Source organism: Muriicola sp. Z0-33 (assembly GCF_026126425.1).
Lineage (GTDB): Bacteria > Bacteroidota > Bacteroidia > Flavobacteriales > Flavobacteriaceae > JAFMPW01.
Window position 1 is genome coordinate 101,861 of sequence record NZ_JAFMPW010000001.1, and the last position, 21,652, is coordinate 123,512.

Below are 21,652 nucleotides of genomic sequence, written 5' to 3' on the forward strand. Positions count from 1 at the left end.
CTTTTTATGCCTTTACATGCGTTTTATTTTGCCTCCAAAGACCGTTTTCTCATCCATTTTTGAAGGGTCGCCATAAACCAATACTTCTCCTCCTGCCTTAACCGTTGCCTTTACATAATCTGTTGCATAAATTTCTGCGTTAGATCCCGCATTCACATTTACAGTGGTAAACTTGGTTCTAAAATCCTTTCCTTTATAAACACCCCCGGTATTTATTGCAACATCCTGATTATCTGAAACGCCTGTGGCTGTAATTACGCCACCTGTTACAGATTTAATAAGCATTTGTTCTACCTGCGCATTAATAACTATTTCCCCTCCTTCCTGGGCTTTTACCTCCAACACATCCTGTTCTAGCGTTTCTTCAGAACTTATCCTGGCGTCTTCATTGACGTCTATTACCACTAAATTTTCAGAATAGTATAAATCGACAAAAGTGCGGTACCCACTAAATAATTTATCAATCTCCATACGAATCTTCAGTACGCCCGAGTTATTAACTATAGCCACCTTTTTGGTGTTCGCTCCAGTAATAACTGCCTTATTTTCCGTAGATCTTATAAGGTTTACTGATATCCCGTCAAAAGCTTTTAGTTCAGTGAATTTATCTAAACTATGGGTTATTTTTTCATTCTGAGACCATATCATTTCAGATCCCAATACAAGGAAAATTAATAATACCAGCTGTTTCATAAATGTTGGTTTTAGGTTGTTTCCTGTATAACGAACAACATAAATTTTACTACTTTTTCACCTTGCCCAACAAGGTGAAATCCAGGTGCCTTTTTAATAGATCAGTATCCTTGACCATTACTCTCACCTCATCTCCTAATTGATACATTTTAGCCGTCCGCTCACCAATTATAGCGTATTGTCTTTCATCAAAGGTATAATAATCATCTTTTATATCTCTAATACGGACCATTCCTTCACATTTATTTTCAATAATTTCAACATAGATTCCCCACTCCGTAACCCCTGAAATTACTCCTATAAATTCCATGTCCCTATGGTCCTCCATAAACTTTATCTGCATGTATTTTATTGAGTCTCTTTCTGCATTGGCAGCAAGACTTTCCATATTGGAAGAGTGCTTACACTTTTCTTCGTAGCTATCTGCATTAACAGTTTGGCCCTTATCTAAATAATGCTGCAAAAGTCTATGGACCATCACATCTGGATAGCGCCTTATGGGGGAGGTAAAATGGGTATAATAATCAAAGGCTAATCCGTAATGCCCAATATTTTCTGTGGTATATATTGCCTTGCTCATACTTCGAATAGCCAGGGTATCTACTAAATTTTGTTCTTTTTGCCCCCTCACATCCTCGAGAAGCTTATTTAAAGAATCGCTAATGGCCTTTTTATTCTTAAAATCAATCTTATGACCAAAACGAGAAATTATGCTGTTAAGCGCCATTAATTTCTCTTCATCCGGCTCATCATGGATTCTATAAACAAATGTCCTTTCAGGTCTCTGTTTTCCTATAAAAGCGGCTACTTTTCTATTGGCCAGCAGCATAAATTCTTCAATCAGTTTGTTCGCTTCCTTCGCTTCCTTAAAATATACGCTTTCCGGCTCATTTTGCTCATTGAGGTTAAACTTCACTTCCACTTTATCAAAGGAAATGGCTCCATGGCTCATTCGCCCACTCCTCATAATTTGAGCAAGCTTATTTAAGTTTAATGTCGCTTCCTTAACCTCATCAGCAACCTGGTAAGCGCCTCCCCTGATTGAAATATTTTCCGGAATAGTGGCCTCACCGGTTTCTATTATATGTTGCGCCTCTTCATAAGCAAACCTTTCATCTGAATTAATAACCGTTCTGCCATACCATTCATTTTTAACTACTGCGTTCTTATCTATCTCAAACACTGCAGAAAAAGTGTATTTTTCTTCATTTGGTCTTAAAGAGCAGGCATTATTGGATAAAACCTCAGGTAACATAGGAACCACTCTATCTACAAGGTAGACCGATGTCGCACGTGAATAAGCTTCATCATCCAAAACCGTATCAGGAACAAGATAATGAGATACATCAGCAATATGTATTCCTATTTCATAGTTCCCGTTCGGAAGTACCTCAAAAGAAAGCGCATCATCAAAATCTTTAGCATCCTTAGGATCTATAGTAAAAGTCAGCGTTTCTCTCATATCGCGCCTTTTAGCTATTTCTTCCTTTTTAATAGAGGTATCCAGTTTATTTGCAAAATGCGAAACCTCCACCGGAAATTCATATGGAAGACCATATTCTGCTAAAATGGAGTGTATTTCCGTATGATGCTCGCCTGGCATCCCTAAAATTTCCACAATTTCACCAATAGGTGAATCGGCTTTATCGGGCCATTCATTTATCCTAACAACCACCTTTTCACCTTCTTTTGCATTTCCAATTTTTTCTATCGGAACAAATATATCCTTGTACATTTTAAAATCTGTCGGTCTCACAAAAGCAAATGTCTTCTGAAGATCAACTATGCCAACGAAAGTAGATTTCTTTCTTTCCAGGACATTTACAATTTGCCCCTCCAGCTTTTTTGTTTTTCGCCTTGGATAAATAGCCACCTCCACAATATCCCCATGGAAGGCTCTTTTTAATTTGTTATATGGGACAAATACATCCTCATCCTCCTCATCCATAATAACATATGCATTTCCTCTTGCCGTAATTTCTACACGTCCTTTACTGTAATTATTATTGGAAAGTGCCGTGTATTTTCCCCTGGATGCTTCCTGTATTCTGTTTTTTGCCTTTAATTCCCCCAGGCGCTTTATAAGTAGATTTCTTCCTTCAGTATCCGTAATTTGAAGTTTGGAAGCTATTTGTTTATAATTGAAGTTTTGTTTGGGTTGTTTTTCCAGAACGGTAAAAATTCCCTTTGTAATTTCATTTTGTCTTTGACTTTTTATTCTCTTTTTTTTCTTTGACATTCAACTTAATTTGGGGCGCAAATTACGAATTATAATCCACAGCTTTCTTTATTCATCAGGTTCTTTAATTTCAATAGATAGTTATTATCTTATTAACACTTATTATAAGTCCTCTATTTTTCTTTTTTAATTAAATAAAATTAATGGTGTCTATGATAGGGTGTTAATAATGAAGATAAAAGATTTCTTAAAAACTTGCTTTGGATATAAATATGTGTTTATTGACAATTTACTTTTAGTACTTAGTGGTTAATATCAGTTGATTATGACATTTATTAACGCATATTAATAACTACTATCAACAGTTTTTATTAATAAATTATTAGGTTATAATTGTTAGTTGCAGACCAAATTAACTTAATATCTTTCTCTTAAGTTCTGGGAAGTTGGTTTTGGCTTTCGGACTAAGTTTTGTAAGAAGCAATTTTTGTGTAATCTAAAAATTTACTAATAACATCTTTTAAGCATAATATCAACAAAGTGTTATTTTAACAACACATTCATTTATAAGGAACTAACTTTATATCCGACACCATATTGTTCATAAACATTTTAAGCGCATATTATTAACGTATTTGTATCTTTGAGTAACCATTAACATTGTAAATAATGAAAATAGCAATAGGAAATGATCATGCCGGAACAGAATATAAACTTGCGGTGATAGGTTTGTTAAAATCTATGCATGTTGAGATTAAAAATTTTGGAACTGACGGTACAGACAGTGTAGACTACCCTGATTTTATCCACCCGGTGGCTGAGGCTGTTGAAAATGACAAAGTAGATTTTGGCATCATTATTTGCGGAAGTGGAAATGGGGCATCTATGACGGCCAATAAACATCAGAAAGTAAGGGCTGCCTTGTGTTGGAATAAGGAAATTGTTGCATTGGCAAGAGAGCATAATGATGCAAACATCCTTAGTTTGCCAGCCAGGTTTATTGCTTTACCGCAGGCCCTGGAAATGGTACAGACCTTTTTAGACACTGCTTTCGCCGGAGGAAGACACGAAAGACGGGTCGAAAAGATTCCGTGTGTTTAGTTTTTTATTTTCAGAGCATATTACCATTACCCGGATTACCCCTTTAAATTTATCCTGGATATTCCTTAAAAGAGATTCATGGGTCATTCACATTCAAATAATCACCATCATCACCACCACCACCAGGATTTAAGGGGAAGGAATCTTTTTATATCTATTTTATTAAATATTTTAATTACAGTTGCCCAGGCTGTAGGCGGACTTATTTCAGGCAGCTTGTCTTTACTCTCGGACGCCCTTCATAATTTCAGCGATGTATTGTCTTTGATTGTCAGTTATTTTGCTACTGTTATTGCAAAAAAAGAAGCGTCGGTTAATAAAACTTTTGGTTATAAAAGAGCTGAAATTATAGCGGCATTTGTAAACTCGGCTACTCTTATCGTTGTTGCAATAATCCTTATTAAGGAAGCTGTTGAGCGTTTTATGGAGCCACAAGCCATAGGTTCGGACCTTGTTATACTATTATCACTACTGGGGATTTTAGCAAACGGATTTAGCGTGCTGCTATTGAAGAAAGACGCAAATAGCAACATGAATATGAAATCTGCTTATTTGCATTTGCTAACAGACATGATGGCTTCCGTAGCTGTTTTAGTTGGCGGAATTCTTATGAAGTTTTATGAGGCCTATTGGATAGACCCTTTACTAACGGTCTTAATAGCACTGTACCTTATTTATATGGGATATGACCTTCTTAGAGCGTCCACAAGGGTGCTGATGTTATTCACACCAGATACCATTGAAGTGGAAAAAATAGTGGACACTATTAGCAAAATTGAGGAGATAAAAAATGTACACCATGTTCATATTTGGCAGTTAAATGAAGACGAAGTGCACCTGGAGGCACATATAGATTTTGATCAGGACATTAACCTTTCCCAATTTGATATTATACTCGAAAGGATAGAGAAAGATGTTTATCAGAAGTTTGGGATAAATCATGTAAACATCCAACCAGAATACGGAAAGTGCGACAGTAAAAAAGTAATAGTTCAGGATTAGAAAAATGAAGATTGCAGTAAAAAACTTTGAGGAAATAACAACAAAAGAACTCTATAATATTTTGCAGCTAAGGGCAGCTGTTTTTGTTGTAGAGCAAAATTGTGCCTACCAGGATCTGGATGGGAAGGATGAAAAAGCCCTTCATATTATTGGTTCTAAAAATGGTGACATCGTCGCTTATACAAGAATTTTCGCCCCGGGAGATTACACAGATAAGGCATGTATAGGCAGGGTGGTGGTTAAGAAAGATCAGCGGGCATTTGGATATGGCAAGGATATCATGATAGCTTCGATAGACGCCATTCGGAATAGCTTCAAAACCTCTGAGATCTGTTTGTCGGCACAGTCCTATCTTACAAAGTTCTACAAGGAATTGGGCTTTAGCCAGGTAGGGGAGGAGTATCTGGAAGACGGGATACCACACATTATGATGGAAAAAAATTAATCGACCTCTAAGATCTGAGGGGTTATATTCTGATGGGCGTTTTATTACCAAGATTAATGTCTGCCAACATATTATCTGTAAACTTATAATGCCCTCGGGTAGTAATTATCCTGAATTTATTGGCTTTTAACCGGCTTAGGGTATCAAGAAATAGCCATTTCGACTTTAATAATTTTGACTTTTCAGATTTCAAACTGATGTCGAAAAAATATTTGCTACCGTCTTTACGAGCAACAATATCAGGAGTTATGGCCACCCCGGTACTTTTTTTAATAAAAGACTTAGGGGATTCATAACCCTTTAAATCCGCTTTGATATCCTCAAAACCTCTCGCCTCAAGATGACGTATCGATTTCTCTAAAAATGCTTCGTTTTCTTTCTTTTCTTCTTTTATCATAACTAGTAAGATAGTAGAAAATAAGAGAATTACAAATTTTACAGACTGATTAACAGTAGTTTATGACTAAATAGAGTTGTAATTTCTGAAGAAACGCACTGCAACTAGTCAAAAATTCTGGCGAGGTGTTCTTTGTTTGGCCTTCGTTCCCTGCTCAATAAGCTCACAACGATATATGTTATTAAAGACATGATAAATGCCGGAATTATTTCATGAATATCTTCAAGGCCATCATAGTTAAATCTAAAGCCGAAACGCCATATAATATTAACCAGCATTCCTGCAACCATGGATGCCATAGCGCCCAGGTCCGTGCCCCATTTCAGGTATAGACCACCGAATATTGCAGGAAAAAAACTCGCAGCAAATACCGCTCCTGCAAAGGCGGTTAGTTCTACAATCCCGGCCATGGGGTATAAAGTAAGCACGTATACCAACAGACAATAAAGGCCCATAAACCATTTTGTTCTGGGGATGATCCTGGTGTATTCCATTGGCTTAACCACATGCCATATATCTTTCACAAAGGCGGTTCCAATGATGATGATAACAGATGCCAGGGATGACATTCCGGCAGCAAAGAGCCCGGCCACACAAATTCCGCTTACCAGCTTATTGTCAAATTTATCTAGCATAAAGCCAATAACTTCGTCCGTATTCTGTACCAGATAGGCGGCCTCTTCTGCATTAGCCATTCCGTGAACCAGAGCTCCAAGACCCATAACGCAAACAAGGGAAATGCCAAGAAATACAGGGGTCCAGATCATTGCAAAACGCATGCTTTTGGCATTATCAATAGAGTAAAACCTAATGAGGTTTTTAGGCTCAGAGATTTGTTTCATGCCAATAGCAAGCCCTATTCCAAGTATGTAAAGAAAGGAAACCAGTTCACCGAAAGTTACCAGGCCAGAACCCATGGGTTGCCCAGTGGCCGTTAGGTGGTCTGTTGTTCTGAGGTTCTCAAAAAGGGTATCCACTCCTCCTACATAGATAAAGGGGAGCATCAACATAAGTATGGCCACTCCGAACATTATTATTCCTTGTATGGCATCGGTCCATAAGACACTGTACATGCCCCCCCAGATAGTATAAGCACAGGTGATAAAAATGATGGCAAATGCGCCATATTCATAAGGGATATCCAGTACAGAGGTAAGTACATGAGCACACCCCTTAGCAATTCCGATCATGTACCATAGGGTGGCGAAAAGTATTATGCAGGCAGAAAGCACCCTGATACTTTTTGCAAGATTACTCTTGTATCGAAGATGAAAATAATCAGGAATTGTGAACGATTTTAACCTGGCGGTTTGAAATCGCATCCTAGGCCCCAGTAGTTGCCATGAAATAATACAGAATACCGTCCAGATAAAAGCCATCCAGGCCCATGATAGGCCGTATTGAAAAGATTTCCCCGCCTGTCCGATATAGGTGTTTGTACTTGCCGATGTAGAGAAAAAAGCCAGGGATATTACCCAGCCAGGAATTTGTCGCTTGGCAAGATAATAGTCTTCAATTTCCCTGGAGGCCTTCTTCTTAAAATACCACCCAATATACAAGCAGCCCCCAACATAAAGAGCCGTAAGTAGTATTGTAATGTAATGTTCTTTGAAATATTCCATATTAATGTTCAGGATTATGATCGCTTTTGTCTACCCTGATCTTCCTTTTTAGAACAAGAAGGGCATTAATTAAAGCCAAAACAATAATTCCGACATATGGAAATATGGTGAGGAAATCCATAGATATATTTAATGATTAATGATCACTAAGCCTTTAGCGAAACACTGAATTTAATCTAAAAATATTCTTTTAATTTGTTTTTGGTCACTTTTCCCAAAACGTTTCTGGGTAAGTCCGCTCTCAATATGTACTTTCTGGGAATCTTATAGCCCGGCAGTTGAGTTTTTAGCTGCCTGGTAACCTCTTCAAAATCTATGTCGCTTTTTTGGGATATCAGACATGCAGCAACCAGCTCTCCGTATTCCTCGTTTGGCAGACCCACAACAGCACAATCATCTATATTTGTCTGCTTTCTTAGCACATCTTCAATTTCTAAAGCTGAGATTTTATAACCTCCGGACTTAATTATATCAACACTATCTCTTCCTAGTATCTTATAGAGCCCACGATTCATCTGTGCAATATCTCCAGTAATAAACCACCCATCTTCGGTAAATGCTTTTTTGGTGGCTTCCTCATTCTGCCAGTACTCCTTAAAAACACTTGCTCCTTTTATCTGAATTTCACCAGCTTGCCCTGACGCAACACCCTGGTTATCTGCACCTACAAGGCGCATCTGAACCCCCGGCAATGGAAGTCCAACATGGCCCGGCCTTCGCTCACCGCGATAAGAATTGGAGAGTCCCATACCAATTTCGGTCATGCCGTAGCGCTCCAAAAGTCTTTGGCTGGTAATCTCCTCCCATTTTTCCAAGACGGAAACCGGAAGTGCCGCTGAACCAGACACCATAAGTCGCAGGCCAGAGGCCGCCTCAGAAAAAACAGATTGCTGGGCTTTCGACGAAGCTTCCCAAAAGGCAATTAATTTGTAATAGATTGTCGGGACGGCCATAAAGAGAGTCAACCTTCCCGAAGATATTGCCTTCCAAACTTTTTCAGCATCGAATTTTGGCTGAAATTCACAACATGCCCCACTCCATAGCGCACAACTCATTACATTGATGATCCCATGAACGTGATGCAGGGGTAGAATATTAAGGATATGATCATCTTTACTCCATTCCCAGGCATTTGTCAGGGTGGTAATCTGGGCCTCGATATTGCGATGAGTGGTGACCACTCCTTTTGGTTTACTGGTAGTTCCGCTGGTATACAGTATCATAGCCCTTCTCTCTTTTGAAATATCAGGCAAAGAACTGCTTAACCCTTCTAGTACTTCTTTTAGCGCTACTATGGTAATACCAAGCGTTTTCTCCAATGGCTTTAAAAACTGTTCATAATCGCTATGGACGATAACAATATTTGCTTCAGTATCTTCCAGGACGTAGCTAATAGATGGTAGCGGATGTAGGACACACAGCGGCACAGCTATACCACCTGCACGCCAGATACCCCATTGTATAGCGGTATACTCAAACGAAGGAGGCACCAAATAGCAAATCCGCGCTTCTTCAAGATCACTTTCTCCCCCCAGGAGATTCGAGGCTACCTTAGCAGAGGCAGCTATAAGCTCTTTATAACTGTATTTTTTACCATCAGAGAGAATAGCCGTTCGGTTTTCGAAAGTATAGGCTCTGTCTATTAATGAGATCATAGCACTCTATTTATATTATAATTCTATGGTTTTCCCAAGCTTGTAAGATGCATCTGCTGCGAGGACAATTTTAAGACTGTTCACAGCATCGTTCATGTGGGCTGTAAGATCCTTGTCTTCCAGAATTGATTTCAAAAAGAATTCCTGTTCAAGAAAACAAAGGCCATCATGGTCTGGCTCATCCTTTGTACTTATTAGCTGATCCGATTTAACAAAATTACCATCGCTATCCATATCACTGTGATGGACCAATAGCCCGCCCGTTTTGGAATGTCCTTCAATATCATCGGAGGCCCCCTTGTCTTCTTCTACAATAGACACACATCCCTTAGGGCCAATTACATCTTTAATAAAAAAAGCAGTTTCACTCATCATGGGCCCCCACCCTGCTTCGTACCAGCCCACTGAGCCATCATCAAAGCGCACCTGCAGCTGGCCGTAATTGTACATGTTTTCAGATATTTCATCTGTAAGCCTGGCGCCAATTGCACTTACGCTGACGGGGTTGGCCCTGGTCATCATGCACATTACGTCAACATAATGCACACCACAATCAACAATGGGGGACATTGAATTCATTAGTTGTTTATGCGTATACCATTGCTCACCGGAGCTCTGTTGGTTAAGGTTCATTCGCATCACCAGGGGTTTACCTAGCATTTGTGCCTTTTCAATAAAAAGGGCCCAGGCCGGATGAACCCGGAGAATATAGCCCACAACCATTTTTTTGCCTTTTTCCCTGGCCAGATCAACTAAAGATTGCGCATCTTCCACAGTAAGAGCCAATGGCTTTTCTACAAAAACATGGGCATTGGCTTCCAGTCCCGCCCTGACATATTCTGCATGGGTATCCGGATAAGTATTGATTGATACGGCATCTGGCCGAGTGCTGCTTAGTGCAGTGTTAAAGTCTGAAAATGTGGGTAAACCTCCCAACTCTTCAGAAAGTTTCTCCCGGCTATCGGGCCTTCTGCTTACCAGTCCGACAATCTCAAAATTGGGCAATTGATGGTAAGCACGAGCATGACTAATACCCATGTTTCCACAGCCGACTACTAGAACTTTTATTCTTTCCATACAGGTTTATATTATAGCGCTTCTTTTGTGTTGAAAGTGAAGAAGGCACTTAACTCACTTTAAAAATATAAAAACAAAATTGACCCAGGATTACTTGCCCGCTTAAAAGTAGTTTTTGATACAATTAATTACTGCCGGATAATAGGAACTGCCAAAGAGATTTAGATGCACCAGCAAATAATAGAGCTGGTACAAATCTTGTCGCTCAACAAATCTTTCGGATTGCGGAATGATTTCGTGATATGCCTGATAAAAGGCGTTGTCAAAACCACCAAAAAGCTTTGTCATTGCAATATCAACTTCGTGATGGCCGTAATAAACGGCAGGATCTATTAAATAAGGATCACCCCTGGAAGATATAAGATAGTTTCCACCCCAAAGATCCCCGTGCAATAATCCGGGCATAGCTCCACCTGTGTATTTCTCAATAACGCTTTCTAAGGTCTGAACATCGGGCACCTCTTCTGCTCTAAGTAGCTTTTTTTCCAATGCAAGTTGTAACTGATGATGTAATCGCTCCCGGGCATAAAAATTTGCCCAATTATTGTGTTTGCTATTAGACTGAGGCAAACTGCCAATATAGTTATCCTCCTCCAGGCCGAAGTATTCAGAACCACACAAATGAAGTTCTGCTAATTGATATCCAAACTTCTGCATTACCGCTGCAGTAGGGTTACCGGGCACTATGTATTCCAATAGCAAACAAGCCCCCCTTTCTAATCTACTACAGCCAATAACTTCAGGGGCTTTGATAGCTCCGGAATCGGCAATTAAATTCAATCCGGTCAATTCTTGTTCAAAAAGGGAATAGGCAAATTTGCTGTAATTCAATTTACAGAACACCTTACTTTTAGGCAGTTCTAACAAGTAGGCCTTGGAAATATCACCACCTGAGATAGGTTTTACCCCAACTATTTTATTGCCCAGAAGCCCTGCCAATTCAAATTCAGTGTCTTTTTGCATATACTAGATTGATGCGATTGAAGTATTAGGAAACAGTATTATCATCAGGTCGACTTGGGTTCCAAAAAAGTTTCGGATCTATATTTTTAATCCAAATCTCCCGGATAACGACCAATAACCGTCCAGCCTCCGTCTACCACCAGGGTTTGCCCGCTAATATGGGCCGCCCCTTCTGACAACAGGAAAAGACAAGTGTTGGCGATATCTTCGGGCTTACCAACATTTCCTCCGGGTAAGAGTTTGCCCCAGGCTCCTGCATAATCTGGCTCTTCCAGAGCTGTGCGCTCTGTCAGGGTGGCCCCGGGCGCAATTGCATTGATTGTGATTTGATGTTCACCAAGTACCAGCACCAGGCTTCTTGCCAGCATACGAAGTGCGGCTTTTGTCATCGCATATACCGACAATGATGGATAGCTCTTAATTCCTGTAATAGATGACATCAGTACTATTCTTCCCCCACTGCCCTGATCTTTCATAATAGCGCTGGCCTTTTGCACAAGAAAAAACGCTCCTTGCAAATTAAGATTAACTACTTTTTGAAAATCCTGAGGGCTAAATTCAAAAAAATCACCAAATAAGGTGATGCCTGCATTGGGGACGACAAAATCTATTCTACCAAAGTGCTCAAGAGTATATCGGACCAGGCCATCTATGACCTCTATATTTCCTGCATCACCCGAAAAAGGAAGGCAATGGCCAGAATATTTGGCATCTAATGTTTTAGTAGCTTTTTCTGTAACCTCATTATCCAGGTCGTTCAACACTACATTGGCACCGTTTTCGAGTAATAAAGATGCAATGGCGAATCCTATTCCGGTTCCTGCCCCTGTAATAATTGCCACCTTATCCTTTATTCCGGTATATATCATACTTTACCTTTAAACAGACTTCCCGCCTTCCCGGTAGTATTGGTTTTAAAACAAAAAAGACCGCCACTTAAGGGAGAGTTTTTTAGCTCTTTCTCGGCCAAATCGCTTCTGGCAGTTGTAATATACAACATATTCAAATCTTTGCCTCCAAAGCAACAGGAGGTTACATGCGGAGCATCCACAGAGATCTCCTGGAGCACTTTCCCATTTGCCGGATTCCATCGCCTGACACATCCTCCCCCCCAATGTGCTATCCACAACATGTCTTCATTGTCAATGGCCATACCATCCGGAGCCCCATAGGAAGAAGGAATTTTAAAGAGACTTTTCCTGTTAGAAATTAGATTGCTGGCGTTGTCAAAATCAAAAACAGCAACTTCAAATGTGGGGGAGTCGATATAAAAATATCTGGAACCATCTGAGGACCAGGCCATGCCATTGGAAATAGTAGTTTTTTCTATCTGTAGTGTAGGTCCTAATTGATGATCTACTTTGTAGAGGTTGCCATTTCCGGGAAGAAATTCTTTATGCATGGTTCCTATCCAGAAATTCCCGTTTGGATCGCATTTGCCGTCATTGAACCGTATGCTGGGGTCGGTGTTTTCCAGCACACTAAGGCGCTTAAGTTCCTCAGTGGCTAAAGAAAAGGTAGCCAATCCGGATGCCAGTGCTAAGAGCAAGTTACCATCTGATATGATAGAAACTGCACCGATCATTTCTTCAAAATCCCAGTGTAGATTTTTCTTAGTTAGTGGATAATGGCAATGTAGCCTCCCTCTTTCTATATCTACCCAGAACAACCTTTGTTGCTTTGCATCCCAAACAGGGCCCTCGCCTAACTCTGCTTTAGCATCGAATATCAATCGGGCTCTTTTGTTGTTGTTGTTTTTCACACTTACGCCCTTGCAGGAGAATAAATTCTAATTTAAGATGTCTTTGTATTTTGTGGTATTATCGAGCAATTCTGCCGCAGCAAGGATAGCATCATCGTTCTTCAGGTAATAATCATACAGTCCTTCCCGGTAGAAATAACGTTTTATTATTTCGTCCTCAAGATTTTTCTGAAGTTCCATTTGAAATTTATCCAGGGCCGCTAGTTTGCTCTTGCTAATTTCACCAAGGAGTGTTTTGTAATTATTTTCAACAGCTGCTCCAAAAATTTCATCTTCTTCACTGGCCATTGCCTCTCTAAGGGCTTTTTCCGTTTTCGTTTCAAAATTAAAATTGCTCTTGGAAACGAAGGTTTTAAAATCAGAAAAGTCGCTATCAGAAAAGTCAAATGCGGCTACATTTTCCAGCTTGTTTTGATAATGGTAATTAGTGGCAAAATCAAAAATCACATGATTGTTAAGCAGCGCCCTGGTAAGACCATTTGTCTTAATTGCACTTATCTCAACATCGGGCATTACACCACCGCCGTCTTGTACCTTACGGCCATTTCTTGTAGTAAAGTCATTAAATTGAGTGTTGCGCACGGCATTGCCAAGTTCGTCCCTGTTCCAGTAATCCAGCGATTGAATACACCTGCCGGAGGCGGTATAATACCTGGAAATAGTAACTTTTAGCTGAGTACCATATGTAAGTCTCAAAGGACGCTGAACCAGTCCTTTACCAAAACTTCTGGCTCCAACAATAACGGCTCTATCAAGATCCTGAAGACTCCCAGAGACTATTTCACTGGCCGAGGCACTGCGGCCATTCACAAGCACAACTAGCGGGATACTGGTGTCAACCGGCTGATTCTTTGTTTTGTACTCCCTGTTGAATTTTTTTACTTTGGACTTAGTGGTCACTATCAGCTCTCCCCTGGGCACAAATAGATTGGTGACATTAATTGCTTCCGAAAGCAGGCCTCCAGGATTGTTTCTAAGGTCCAGAATTATTTTTGAAGCTCCTTTTCCCTTAAGATCGTTGAGGGCTGTTTTGGTTTGGGATGAGGCCTTGGCATTAAACTTAGAAAGCACAATATATCCTGTAGTTTCATTAACCATATTATAGTATGGAACCGCATCGACTTCAATACCCTCTCTTTTGATGGTTGCAGTTTTGGTTTCCCCCTGCCTCTTGTAACTAATTACCACATTTGTGTTATTAGCCCCTTTTAATAACTCACCGGCATCATCCTTAAAATCTGAAATAGTAATATCTCCAATTTTAATAATCTCATCGCCAGCTTTAAGACCAGCTTTGTCCGCAGGAGAGTTTTTATAAGGCTCAACAATTAATATTTTATCATTATAGGACCTCACCAATGCCCCTATGCCAGAATATTCCCCTGCATTATTAATCTTATAAGCTTCTACATCCTGCTCATTCAGAAATTTGGTATAAGGATCCAAATCTTCCAGCATATTTTTAATAGCAGTATCCATTAATTCCGCCGGATTGGTTTCATCCACATAATTCATATTGAGTTCCTTGAACAGCGTGGTGAAAATTTCAATCTGTTTGGCAATTTCAAAAAAATCACCTTTAAAGCTGCTCCCGGCAACTAAAAACACAACAGCAAAAACAGGGATTAATACTTTTTTATTCAGCAACTTTCTCATCAGACAACCTTTTAACAAGTTTTTTAAATATAGTCAACATACTTTTTTCTACAACAGCATAAGTTGGCATATCTTTTCCAAGATATAAAAATAGAAACGCAAAGTTTCCCTCCATGTTGTTAAAAATGTACTGTTTGTTTTGGCGATAACTTTCCCTCATTAACCGCTTAACCCTGTTTCTTTTAACTGCACTTTTGAAGTTGCTTTTTGGGACAGCAACTGCAGTTTGGATTTTAGCCTCTGCAGGAATTGTAATATTCAGATAGATAAGTTTTAAAGGATAAACCGAAACAGACTGGCCTTCTTTAAATAGGCGATCTATAGTGCGTTTGTTCCGGAGTTTTTCTTTCTTTGGGAATGTAAAAGCCATAGGGGCATAAAATTAACAAATAAATAGGCGCCAGTATAACATGATATTTGTCATAGGAAAAGTTTTACCCCAAAAGTACTTTGCGCCAGGATTAATATTCTGTAAATTAGGATTGAAATAGCTGAATAATGGGTGAATTAGAATTAGAAAAATTAACAAATGGCGATAGGGCCATTTACATCAAACAATTGATTAATGATATTGATGCCCTTGAGCGCATGCTAAAGGAAAACAAGTTTCAGAAATCCCCAATTCATATTGGCGCCGAACAGGAATTTTGCCTGGTTGATGATGCCTGGGAGCCATCTAAGATGGCCTCTGAAATTTTACAGGAAATTGACTTACCTCAATTTACATCAGAATTAACCCTCTATAACCTGGAAATAAACCTGGATCCCTTAAAATTAGGAGATAGGTGTTTTTCTGAGATGCATAAAACACTAGACGAATTCCTTGATAAAGCCGAGGCGGCAGCAAAAAAGTATAATAATAAAGTCTTATTGACGGGCATTCTGCCCACCTTGCGGACGAAGTTCCTGGAGTTGGATTATATGACGCCTAAAACAAGGTACCAGCATTTAAATGAAACCATAAAGAAGATCAGGAAGAACGATATTGAACTCCATATTAAAGGGGTAGATGAAGTTAATTTACATCACGACACCATTATGTACGAAGGTTGTAATACCAGCTTTCAGGCCCACCTGCAAATAGATCCGGATGATTTCAGAGATTCTTACAACTGGGCTCAGGCCATATCGGGACCTATTCTTTCGATATGCACCAATTCTCCTCTGTTGATGGGAAGGGAGTTATGGGAAGAAACCCGAATAGCTCTTTTTACGCAAAGTGTTGACACCCGAGCCAGTACATTCTATTTAAATGAAAAGGAACCCAGAGTTGGTTTTGGTCGTGATTGGGCAACTGGTTCTGCAGCCGATTTTTTTAAAGAGTCTATCGTTAGGTTCAGAAGCCTTATTTCAGCAGATTGTGAATCGGACAGTATTGCCGAACTCGACAAGGGAAAGATTCCTAAATTAAAAGCGCTCAACCTTCACAATGGAACGGTATACAAATGGAATCGCCTTTGCTATGGAAAAACGGATGGGGCCCCGCATTTGAGAATTGAAAACAGGTATTTGCCTTCCGGGCCCAGCACACAGGATGAAATTGCCAATATGATGTTTTGGGTTGGAGTAATGAGAGGGAGACCTGCAAAATATAAGGACATCCATACTAAAATGGATTTTAAAGAAACTAAAAGCAATTTCTTCAATGCTGCGAGATACGGAATGGCCGCGCAATTCTATTGGGATGGGGAATTAATTTCCAGTCAGGATCTTTTAGCAGACTACTTATTGCCAATGGCATTTAGAGGGTTGTACAGCATGAATGTCGCTCCTGAGGATGCGGAATACTATCTATCCATAATAGAAAACAGAATTAAGTCTACAAACGGCTCGCGGTGGATTGTAGATGCCTATAGAAAATTACAGAAGAAACACAAGAAGCCCGACGCGCTTAAAGTGCTTACTGCCACCATGTATCAAAGACAACAAAAAAACTATGCAATTGATGCCTGGCAGTTACCCAGGGGAGATGAAATTGTACTGCCAAAAGAAGATAAAACCGTTCGGGATTGTATGAACCCCAGGACAATTACGGCCCAGGAAGCGGACAGTGCAGAGCTGGTTTTAAGAATGATGCAATGGAATAACATACACCATTTACCTATTTTGAATAACGATCTGGATTTAAGCGGGCTATTGACCTGGACAGATGTGGAGACCTATCTGGAAGACCCGGAAAAATTGCAATTGAGTATTAGTACCTTGATGAAGAAAGACTTGATAACCACTACGGCCGATGCATCTTTAGAAAGTGCTGTTCAGCTTATGGAAAGTAATAGCATAAATTGCCTGCCGGTAGTAATCGGCAATAAACTCATCGGAATTATTACGTCTAATGATGTGTAAATAATGATCCAAACACAACCGATTATCTCAGAAAAATCGCTTTCCACACGTTTAATTGGAGAAATATCGGGTCAGGAAAAGGGGCCCACATTTATTCTTTTTGGCGGAATTCACGGCAATGAACCTGCCGGAATTCTCGCTCTTGAAAGGGTTTTTGATGACCTTAAAAAGTACTCTTTACCAATTAAAGGGAAGATTTATGGGATTCGGGGCAATCTCAAGGGATTATCAGCCAGGAAGAGGTTTTTAGACCATGACCTCAACCGACTATGGACAAATAGCAATATTCCAATCATTAGAAACAAGGCGCCGGAAGAACGCTCCGTTGAGGAAGCGGAATTGATGGAAATTTATGCGCTGCTAAAGGAAATATTGGATACTAATACAGCTCCTTTTTATTTTATTGACATTCATACTACTTCAAGTAGGACAGTCCCCTTTATAACTATAAACGACGCCCTTATTAACAGGCGATTTTCCAGATGTTTTCCTCTGCCGGTAGTTTTAGGGATTGAAGAATACCTACATGGGCCGTTACTGAGCTACATCAATGAGAGAGGATATCTGGCAGTGGGTATAGAGTCTGGTCAGCACGATGCTGTTGAGGCTGTAGACAATGCCATATCATTTATTTGGATCGCTCTTGTATCTGCAGAATTAATCCCCGCTTCGGAGTTGCCCGAGCTTAAAGTGCATTACCACAAACTTAAAAACGCTACTTACGGTAACCGCAGTTTTTACGAAATACTCTCCAGACGAGAACTGTTTCCCGGAGACCAGTTTAAAATGGAGGAAGGATTTCAGAGTTTTGAAAAAATACCTGAGGGAATTTTGCTTGCAGAACACAATGGTGAAGAAATTCTTGCCCCAAAAGACAGTATTATTTTTATGCCGCTTTACCAGGTGTTGGGGAAAGAAGGGTTCTTTTTTATTCGTAAAATTCCGATATGGGCATTGCGAGTATCAGAAGTTTTAAGAAAGTTTAAATGGGATAATTTTTTCTCTCTCTTTCCAGGGGTTTCCTGGACAGCAAACAAGGAAAGCTTAAAAGTAAATATAAAGATTGCCAAGTTTTTCAGGAAGCCAATTTTTCACCTTTTTGGATACCGCAGAGGTGTTTTAGAGGGGAATAAAGTTGTAATGAGTAATAGAGAAAGTAAGTCGAAAAAAGACATGTACAAACATACAGCCTGGTTCAGGAGAAAATAACAAAGAAGCCCTTAAATTTCACTAGTCTATTCCTTGGGCGCAATACTTTCTGCTTGCCAAAAGTTATTTGTAAGGTCTATATCGGCCATTAATTCTGAAGGATCCAGAACCACTGCTTTAATCTGATCAATGGGGGTTTCCAGGCTAAATTGGAAAGTTGGGCTCACCCAGGGCCAATCATCAAGCACCGTTCTTTTCAGGCTGGGATAGGGATTGTCTTTTTCTCCGCGCATCATCCTTAAAGGCGCATAGAATAATTCCTGTGAACCATCATTGTAAACCACTAAAATATCTATTGGCATAGGCATTAAACCAATACGCTGCAGTGTAATTTTGCTTTTCCCATCGTCTTCCTCCACTTTACTTACCGAATAGTCAATAGTATTTGTGGTCTGGGTCCAGTCCATAAGATACCAGTCGAGCTCTATTCCCGAAACTTTTTCTGCAGTTCTTATTAAATCGTTTGGAGTAGGATGTTTAAACTTAAAGTCATTATAGTATTTTCTAAGTGTTTCCATCAACTTATCCTGGCCAATGACATAGCCCAATTGAGACAAAAACACCGCCCCCTTATTATAAATGGCCTGACCATATGTAAAATTAACGTCATACCTGTCTGCATGCGTTGTTTGTGGCTGTTCTTTGCCCGATCTGGCCAGAGAATAATATCCTGCATAGTGCGACCTGAAGGGATTGGGTTTATTCTGGTCCATAATGCTATTTTTACAAAGTGTTTCGATGAATTCGGTAAACCCTTCGTCCATCCATCCATGCTTTAATTCATTATTCGCGAGAATATGCTGAAACCAGGAGTGTGCCAACTCGTGCACCGTGACACCTACTAGTCCGCTAAATGTTCCTTCTCCCAAAATCAGAGTGCCCATTGCATATTCCATTCCACCATCACCTCCTTGTATTACCGAATATTGTTTATATGGATATGCTCCGATATTATTTTCAATAAACCTCAGTGCCTGCTCAGTTTTTGGCTGTAAATTCTTCCAGTTTTCCAGAATATCAGGATTATTTTTATAAAAGAAATGAAGCTTAGGCCCGTTCTCTACCTGAAGTGTATCATGAATGTATTCGGGATCTGCCGCCCACATGAAATCGTGGACATTGGGCGCTTTAAAATGCCAGGTCAGCGTTTTTCCTTTTGGTTTTTTAACCTGGGTACCTGGCGACTGATAACCGTGTCCAATCTCATTGGGGTTTTGCAAATAACCACTGCCCCCAACCACATAGTTTTTATCAAGTGTCAGTTTTACATCAAAGTTGCCCCATACACCATGAAATTCTCGAGAAATGTATGCATCGGCATGCCAGCCTTCAAAATCATACTCAGCCAATTTAGGATACCACTGACTCATAGAAAGAGCAACTCCTTCATTGTTGTTTCTCCCGGATCTTCTTATCTGTACGGGAACCTGACCTTCAAAAACCATGTCAAAAGTGGTTTTTCCCCCTGGGGGTATAGGGGTATTGAGCGTTACTTCTAGAACAGTATCTTCCATGGTGAAAACAACATCATTTCCATCTTGTTTAAGCGAAGTAGCCCGTAGATAACCAATTTCAGAAGGAGAGAGACCTGCAATTCTGCTTTTACCATTTTTATACATTCTGCTGTCCGGATCCTTAATGCTTTGCAAGCGCATATCCATTTCACTTCCTGGCTGAAAAGCGTTAAAGTACATATGATAGAAAACCCTGGACAGTGCATCAGGGGAATTATTGGTATAAATTAATCTTTGGGTGCCATTATATCGGAAGTTGTCTACATCCATAGCTACTTCCATTGTATAATCTACATGTTGCTGCCAATATCCGGGTGAAACCTGGGCTTTAAGTGCAACAAGAATAAATAAGCCCAAAATTGTTAAGGCCTTCCTTTTCAACATCATATTCTTAAATATTTATTTTTCCTCTGGAGACTTTTTCGGCAAGTATCAGGGCATTGAAAGCATTGACCATTTTCCCCGATTTAGAGATTTTATCAAAAGTTCTTACATTCTCTGTATCGCCTTCTAATATAACCGTGGCCTTAGTTTTTTGGCCAGAAACCATAATTATCTTTTTCACCTGAGCCGCAGTCAATTTAGGGTAATGAGAGCGTATCAGGGCAGCTACCCCGGCAACTGCAGGTGCCGCCATAGAGGTACCATCCTGAAAATCGTATTTGTTTCCTGGGAGGGTCGAATAAATTGCACTTCCCGGGGCAAAGACATCCACATTCTTATGTCCGTAGTTAGAATAACTGCCAACCATCTGAGCGCCGTATTTTGGTTCTAATGCGCCTACTTCCAATACATTATTAACTATTTCAGCCCCAAGATGATTGTTGTGGTCGTTTGGAAATCCGGGATTATTAGGATCGTCCAGGTTTTCTGAGTCGTTCCCGGAGCCATGGATAAACAGAACATCGTTCTCGGCAGCATATTTAAGGGCGTCGTAGACCCAGAGAGCATTTGGTGAGAAAGATTTGCCAAAACTTGCATTGATTATTTTGGCACCATTGTCTACGGCATACCTTATCCCTAAAGCAATGTCTTTGTCGTACTCATCACCGTTGGGCACAGTGCGTATACTCATTATTTTTACATTATTTGCCACGCCTTTCATGCCTCTACCATTATTTCTTTCTGCCGCGATAATCCCTGCTACATGTGTTCCATGCGATTCATCTGCAGAGCGGTTCATGGGATTTCCATTACCGTAGCTCACATCTTTAATATCATAAGGATTATCACCAACCACAGCACGACCGTCAAAATCTAGATTTAGATGATATTTCATTTGTTCATCGAAGTGCTTTAACCCATTATTGAGCTCTTCTATTACTTCGGGAATGGTGTCTTTGATGTCGAACATATGCCTTAAAATAGCTATATGCTGTTGCAAGGCCTGGTCTTCTGTCTTGATTGCTATAATGTCTTTTTTGGTATAGCTGTTCTTTTTCAGATGTTGTTTTACAGCTGCGTCGGCATTTTTTACAGCCTGAAGAATTTGTTCATACTGCTGTTTGTATTGAACTGTTTGCGAACGCTCTGCGTCTAATTTGGATTTTGCTTTGCTTTGTAATGATGCATCGCCTTTTTTGAGCTTCACAATTCTGGTCATTTCCAGTTGTTCGTGATATGCCTCTCCTAAAAAGTTATATCCATGAATATCATCTATATATCCGTTTTTGTCATCATCTTTTCCATTGCCGGCTCTTTCACCCTTGTTTACCCATATTACACCATCGAGGTCCTCATGTTTTAAATCTATTCCTGTATCCATTACAGCAACTATTACGGTTTTCCCTCGTTTGTTGCCAATAATTTCTTTGTAAGCCTTGTCTACACTCATCCCTGGAATGGTATCGCTACGCAGGTCGGCGTGCATCCATGATTTTTTTTCTGCTTCTGATAGTTCAGCAATTTTTAAGGGGGTATTGTCAATATTTTCTATTGGAGTGCTTACCAGTGCTGTAGCACCACAGGCAGAAAACAACAGCGCCATTGCGCCGGCCAGGAAGATAGATTTAAAAGTTTTATAAGTCATTA

The 21,652-nt window shown here is 40.0% G+C and carries 18 protein-coding genes; 5 read left to right on the forward strand and 13 right to left on the reverse strand.

The features are described 5' to 3' along the window. Positions 1–12 precede the first annotated feature (12 nt). Entirely contained in the window at positions 13–693 is a 681-nt protein-coding gene (locus J1G40_RS00420; RefSeq protein WP_265240294.1) for a head GIN domain-containing protein, read from the reverse strand. A gap of 49 nt (positions 694–742) precedes the next feature. Then, positions 743–2,932 carry a ribonuclease R gene (rnr, locus tag J1G40_RS00425; RefSeq protein ID WP_265240295.1) on the reverse strand — a complete coding sequence of 730 codons (2,190 nt, stop codon included), beginning with the start codon at positions 2,930–2,932 and terminating at the stop codon, positions 743–745. 609 nt (positions 2,933–3,541) lie between these two features. On the opposite strand from rnr, the gene J1G40_RS00430 reads away from it, so the two are divergent. From J1G40_RS00430 to J1G40_RS00440, 3 genes are all read left to right on the forward strand, one after another. Next, positions 3,542–3,973 (forward strand): RpiB/LacA/LacB family sugar-phosphate isomerase, encoded by a 432-nt coding sequence (locus J1G40_RS00430; RefSeq protein WP_265240296.1) that lies wholly within the window; start codon positions 3,542–3,544, stop codon positions 3,971–3,973. A gap of 78 nt (positions 3,974–4,051) precedes the next feature. Beyond that, positions 4,052–4,975, forward strand: a complete 924-nt coding sequence (locus tag J1G40_RS00435; RefSeq protein ID WP_265240297.1) for a cation diffusion facilitator family transporter — start codon at positions 4,052–4,054, stop codon at positions 4,973–4,975. Positions 4,976–4,979: 4 nt separating this feature from the next. Continuing rightward, positions 4,980–5,420 carry a GNAT family N-acetyltransferase gene (locus J1G40_RS00440; protein ID WP_265240298.1) on the forward strand — a complete coding sequence of 147 codons (441 nt, stop codon included), beginning with the start codon at positions 4,980–4,982 and terminating at the stop codon, positions 5,418–5,420. 22 nt (positions 5,421–5,442) lie between these two features. Here the strand turns inward: J1G40_RS00440 and J1G40_RS00445 are convergent, their stop codons facing one another. From J1G40_RS00445 to rnpA, 9 genes are all read right to left on the reverse strand, one after another. Beyond that, a complete protein-coding gene (locus J1G40_RS00445) occupies positions 5,443–5,817 on the reverse strand; it encodes a hypothetical protein (protein ID WP_265240299.1) in 375 nt (124 codons plus the stop codon). A gap of 104 nt (positions 5,818–5,921) precedes the next feature. Then, positions 5,922–7,439, reverse strand: a complete 1,518-nt coding sequence (locus J1G40_RS00450) for a sodium:solute symporter family protein (RefSeq protein WP_265240300.1) — start codon at positions 7,437–7,439, stop codon at positions 5,922–5,924. 176 nt (positions 7,440–7,615) lie between these two features. Beyond that, positions 7,616–9,094 (reverse strand): acyl-CoA synthetase, encoded by a 1,479-nt coding sequence (locus tag J1G40_RS00455; RefSeq protein ID WP_265240301.1) that lies wholly within the window; start codon positions 9,092–9,094, stop codon positions 7,616–7,618. A gap of 15 nt (positions 9,095–9,109) precedes the next feature. Then, positions 9,110–10,171, reverse strand: coding sequence for a Gfo/Idh/MocA family protein (locus tag J1G40_RS00460; protein ID WP_265240302.1), 1,062 nt, complete (start codon positions 10,169–10,171; stop codon positions 9,110–9,112). A gap of 102 nt (positions 10,172–10,273) precedes the next feature. After that, positions 10,274–11,134 carry a fructosamine kinase family protein gene (locus J1G40_RS00465; RefSeq protein ID WP_265240303.1) on the reverse strand — a complete coding sequence of 287 codons (861 nt, stop codon included), beginning with the start codon at positions 11,132–11,134 and terminating at the stop codon, positions 10,274–10,276. Positions 11,135–11,220: 86 nt separating this feature from the next. Next, positions 11,221–12,003 (reverse strand): SDR family NAD(P)-dependent oxidoreductase, encoded by a 783-nt coding sequence (locus J1G40_RS00470; RefSeq protein WP_265240304.1) that lies wholly within the window; start codon positions 12,001–12,003, stop codon positions 11,221–11,223. Beyond that, entirely contained in the window at positions 12,000–12,896 is an 897-nt protein-coding gene (locus J1G40_RS00475; RefSeq protein WP_265240305.1) for an SMP-30/gluconolactonase/LRE family protein, read from the reverse strand. Before J1G40_RS00475 ends, J1G40_RS00470 begins: the two co-directional genes overlap by 4 nt. Before the next feature lie 27 nt (positions 12,897–12,923). Then, on the reverse strand, positions 12,924–14,552 hold the full coding sequence (locus J1G40_RS00480) for a S41 family peptidase (RefSeq protein ID WP_265240306.1): 1,629 nt from the start codon (positions 14,550–14,552) through the stop codon (positions 12,924–12,926). Then, positions 14,533–14,922: a ribonuclease P protein component gene (gene rnpA / locus J1G40_RS00485; protein ID WP_265240307.1), complete on the reverse strand. Its 390-nt coding sequence runs from the start codon at positions 14,920–14,922 to the stop codon at positions 14,533–14,535. Before rnpA ends, J1G40_RS00480 begins: the two co-directional genes overlap by 20 nt. Positions 14,923–15,050: 128 nt before the next feature. Here rnpA and J1G40_RS00490 point away from each other — a divergent pair, with 128 nt between their 5' ends. Beyond that, positions 15,051–16,898, forward strand: coding sequence for a CBS domain-containing protein (locus tag J1G40_RS00490; protein ID WP_265240308.1), 1,848 nt, complete (start codon positions 15,051–15,053; stop codon positions 16,896–16,898). A gap of 3 nt (positions 16,899–16,901) precedes the next feature. Beyond that, entirely contained in the window at positions 16,902–18,107 is a 1,206-nt protein-coding gene (locus tag J1G40_RS00495; protein WP_265240309.1) for a succinylglutamate desuccinylase/aspartoacylase family protein, read from the forward strand. Between the two features lie 26 nt (positions 18,108–18,133). On the opposite strand, the gene J1G40_RS00500 is transcribed toward J1G40_RS00495, so the two are convergent. Together J1G40_RS00500 and J1G40_RS00505 are read right to left on the reverse strand one after the other, a co-directional pair. Continuing rightward, positions 18,134–20,008, reverse strand: coding sequence for a M1 family metallopeptidase (locus J1G40_RS00500; RefSeq protein ID WP_265240310.1), 1,875 nt, complete (start codon positions 20,006–20,008; stop codon positions 18,134–18,136). Between the two features lie 4 nt (positions 20,009–20,012). Next, positions 20,013–21,650, reverse strand: a complete 1,638-nt coding sequence (locus tag J1G40_RS00505) for a S8 family peptidase (RefSeq protein ID WP_265240311.1) — start codon at positions 21,648–21,650, stop codon at positions 20,013–20,015. Positions 21,651–21,652: the final 2 nt, after the last annotated feature.

Bases quoted from the DNA above. Each gene is read 5' to 3' on its own strand.
- J1G40_RS00420 (WP_265240294.1), bottom strand. From the start codon at position 693: ATGAAACAGCTGGTATTATTAATTTTCCTTGTATTGGGATCTGAAATG.
- rnr (WP_265240295.1), bottom strand. From the start codon at position 2,932: ATGTCAAAGAAAAAAAAGAGAATAAAAAGTCAAAGACAAAATGAAATT.
- J1G40_RS00430 (WP_265240296.1), top strand. From the start codon at position 3,542: ATGAAAATAGCAATAGGAAATGATCATGCCGGAACAGAATATAAACTT.
- J1G40_RS00435 (WP_265240297.1), top strand. From the start codon at position 4,052: ATGGGTCATTCACATTCAAATAATCACCATCATCACCACCACCACCAG.
- J1G40_RS00440 (WP_265240298.1), top strand. From the start codon at position 4,980: ATGAAGATTGCAGTAAAAAACTTTGAGGAAATAACAACAAAAGAACTC.
- J1G40_RS00445 (WP_265240299.1), bottom strand. From the start codon at position 5,817: ATGATAAAAGAAGAAAAGAAAGAAAACGAAGCATTTTTAGAGAAATCG.
- J1G40_RS00450 (WP_265240300.1), bottom strand. From the start codon at position 7,439: ATGGAATATTTCAAAGAACATTACATTACAATACTACTTACGGCTCTT.
- J1G40_RS00455 (WP_265240301.1), bottom strand. From the start codon at position 9,094: ATGATCTCATTAATAGACAGAGCCTATACTTTCGAAAACCGAACGGCT.
- J1G40_RS00460 (WP_265240302.1), bottom strand. From the start codon at position 10,171: ATGGAAAGAATAAAAGTTCTAGTAGTCGGCTGTGGAAACATGGGTATT.
- J1G40_RS00465 (WP_265240303.1), bottom strand. From the start codon at position 11,134: ATGCAAAAAGACACTGAATTTGAATTGGCAGGGCTTCTGGGCAATAAA.
- J1G40_RS00470 (WP_265240304.1), bottom strand. From the start codon at position 12,003: ATGATATATACCGGAATAAAGGATAAGGTGGCAATTATTACAGGGGCA.
- J1G40_RS00480 (WP_265240306.1), bottom strand. From the start codon at position 14,552: ATGAGAAAGTTGCTGAATAAAAAAGTATTAATCCCTGTTTTTGCTGTT.
- rnpA (WP_265240307.1), bottom strand. From the start codon at position 14,922: ATGGCTTTTACATTCCCAAAGAAAGAAAAACTCCGGAACAAACGCACT.
- J1G40_RS00490 (WP_265240308.1), top strand. From the start codon at position 15,051: ATGGGTGAATTAGAATTAGAAAAATTAACAAATGGCGATAGGGCCATT.
- J1G40_RS00495 (WP_265240309.1), top strand. From the start codon at position 16,902: ATGATCCAAACACAACCGATTATCTCAGAAAAATCGCTTTCCACACGT.
- J1G40_RS00500 (WP_265240310.1), bottom strand. From the start codon at position 20,008: ATGATGTTGAAAAGGAAGGCCTTAACAATTTTGGGCTTATTTATTCTT.
- J1G40_RS00505 (WP_265240311.1), bottom strand. From the start codon at position 21,650: ATGACTTATAAAACTTTTAAATCTATCTTCCTGGCCGGCGCAATGGCG.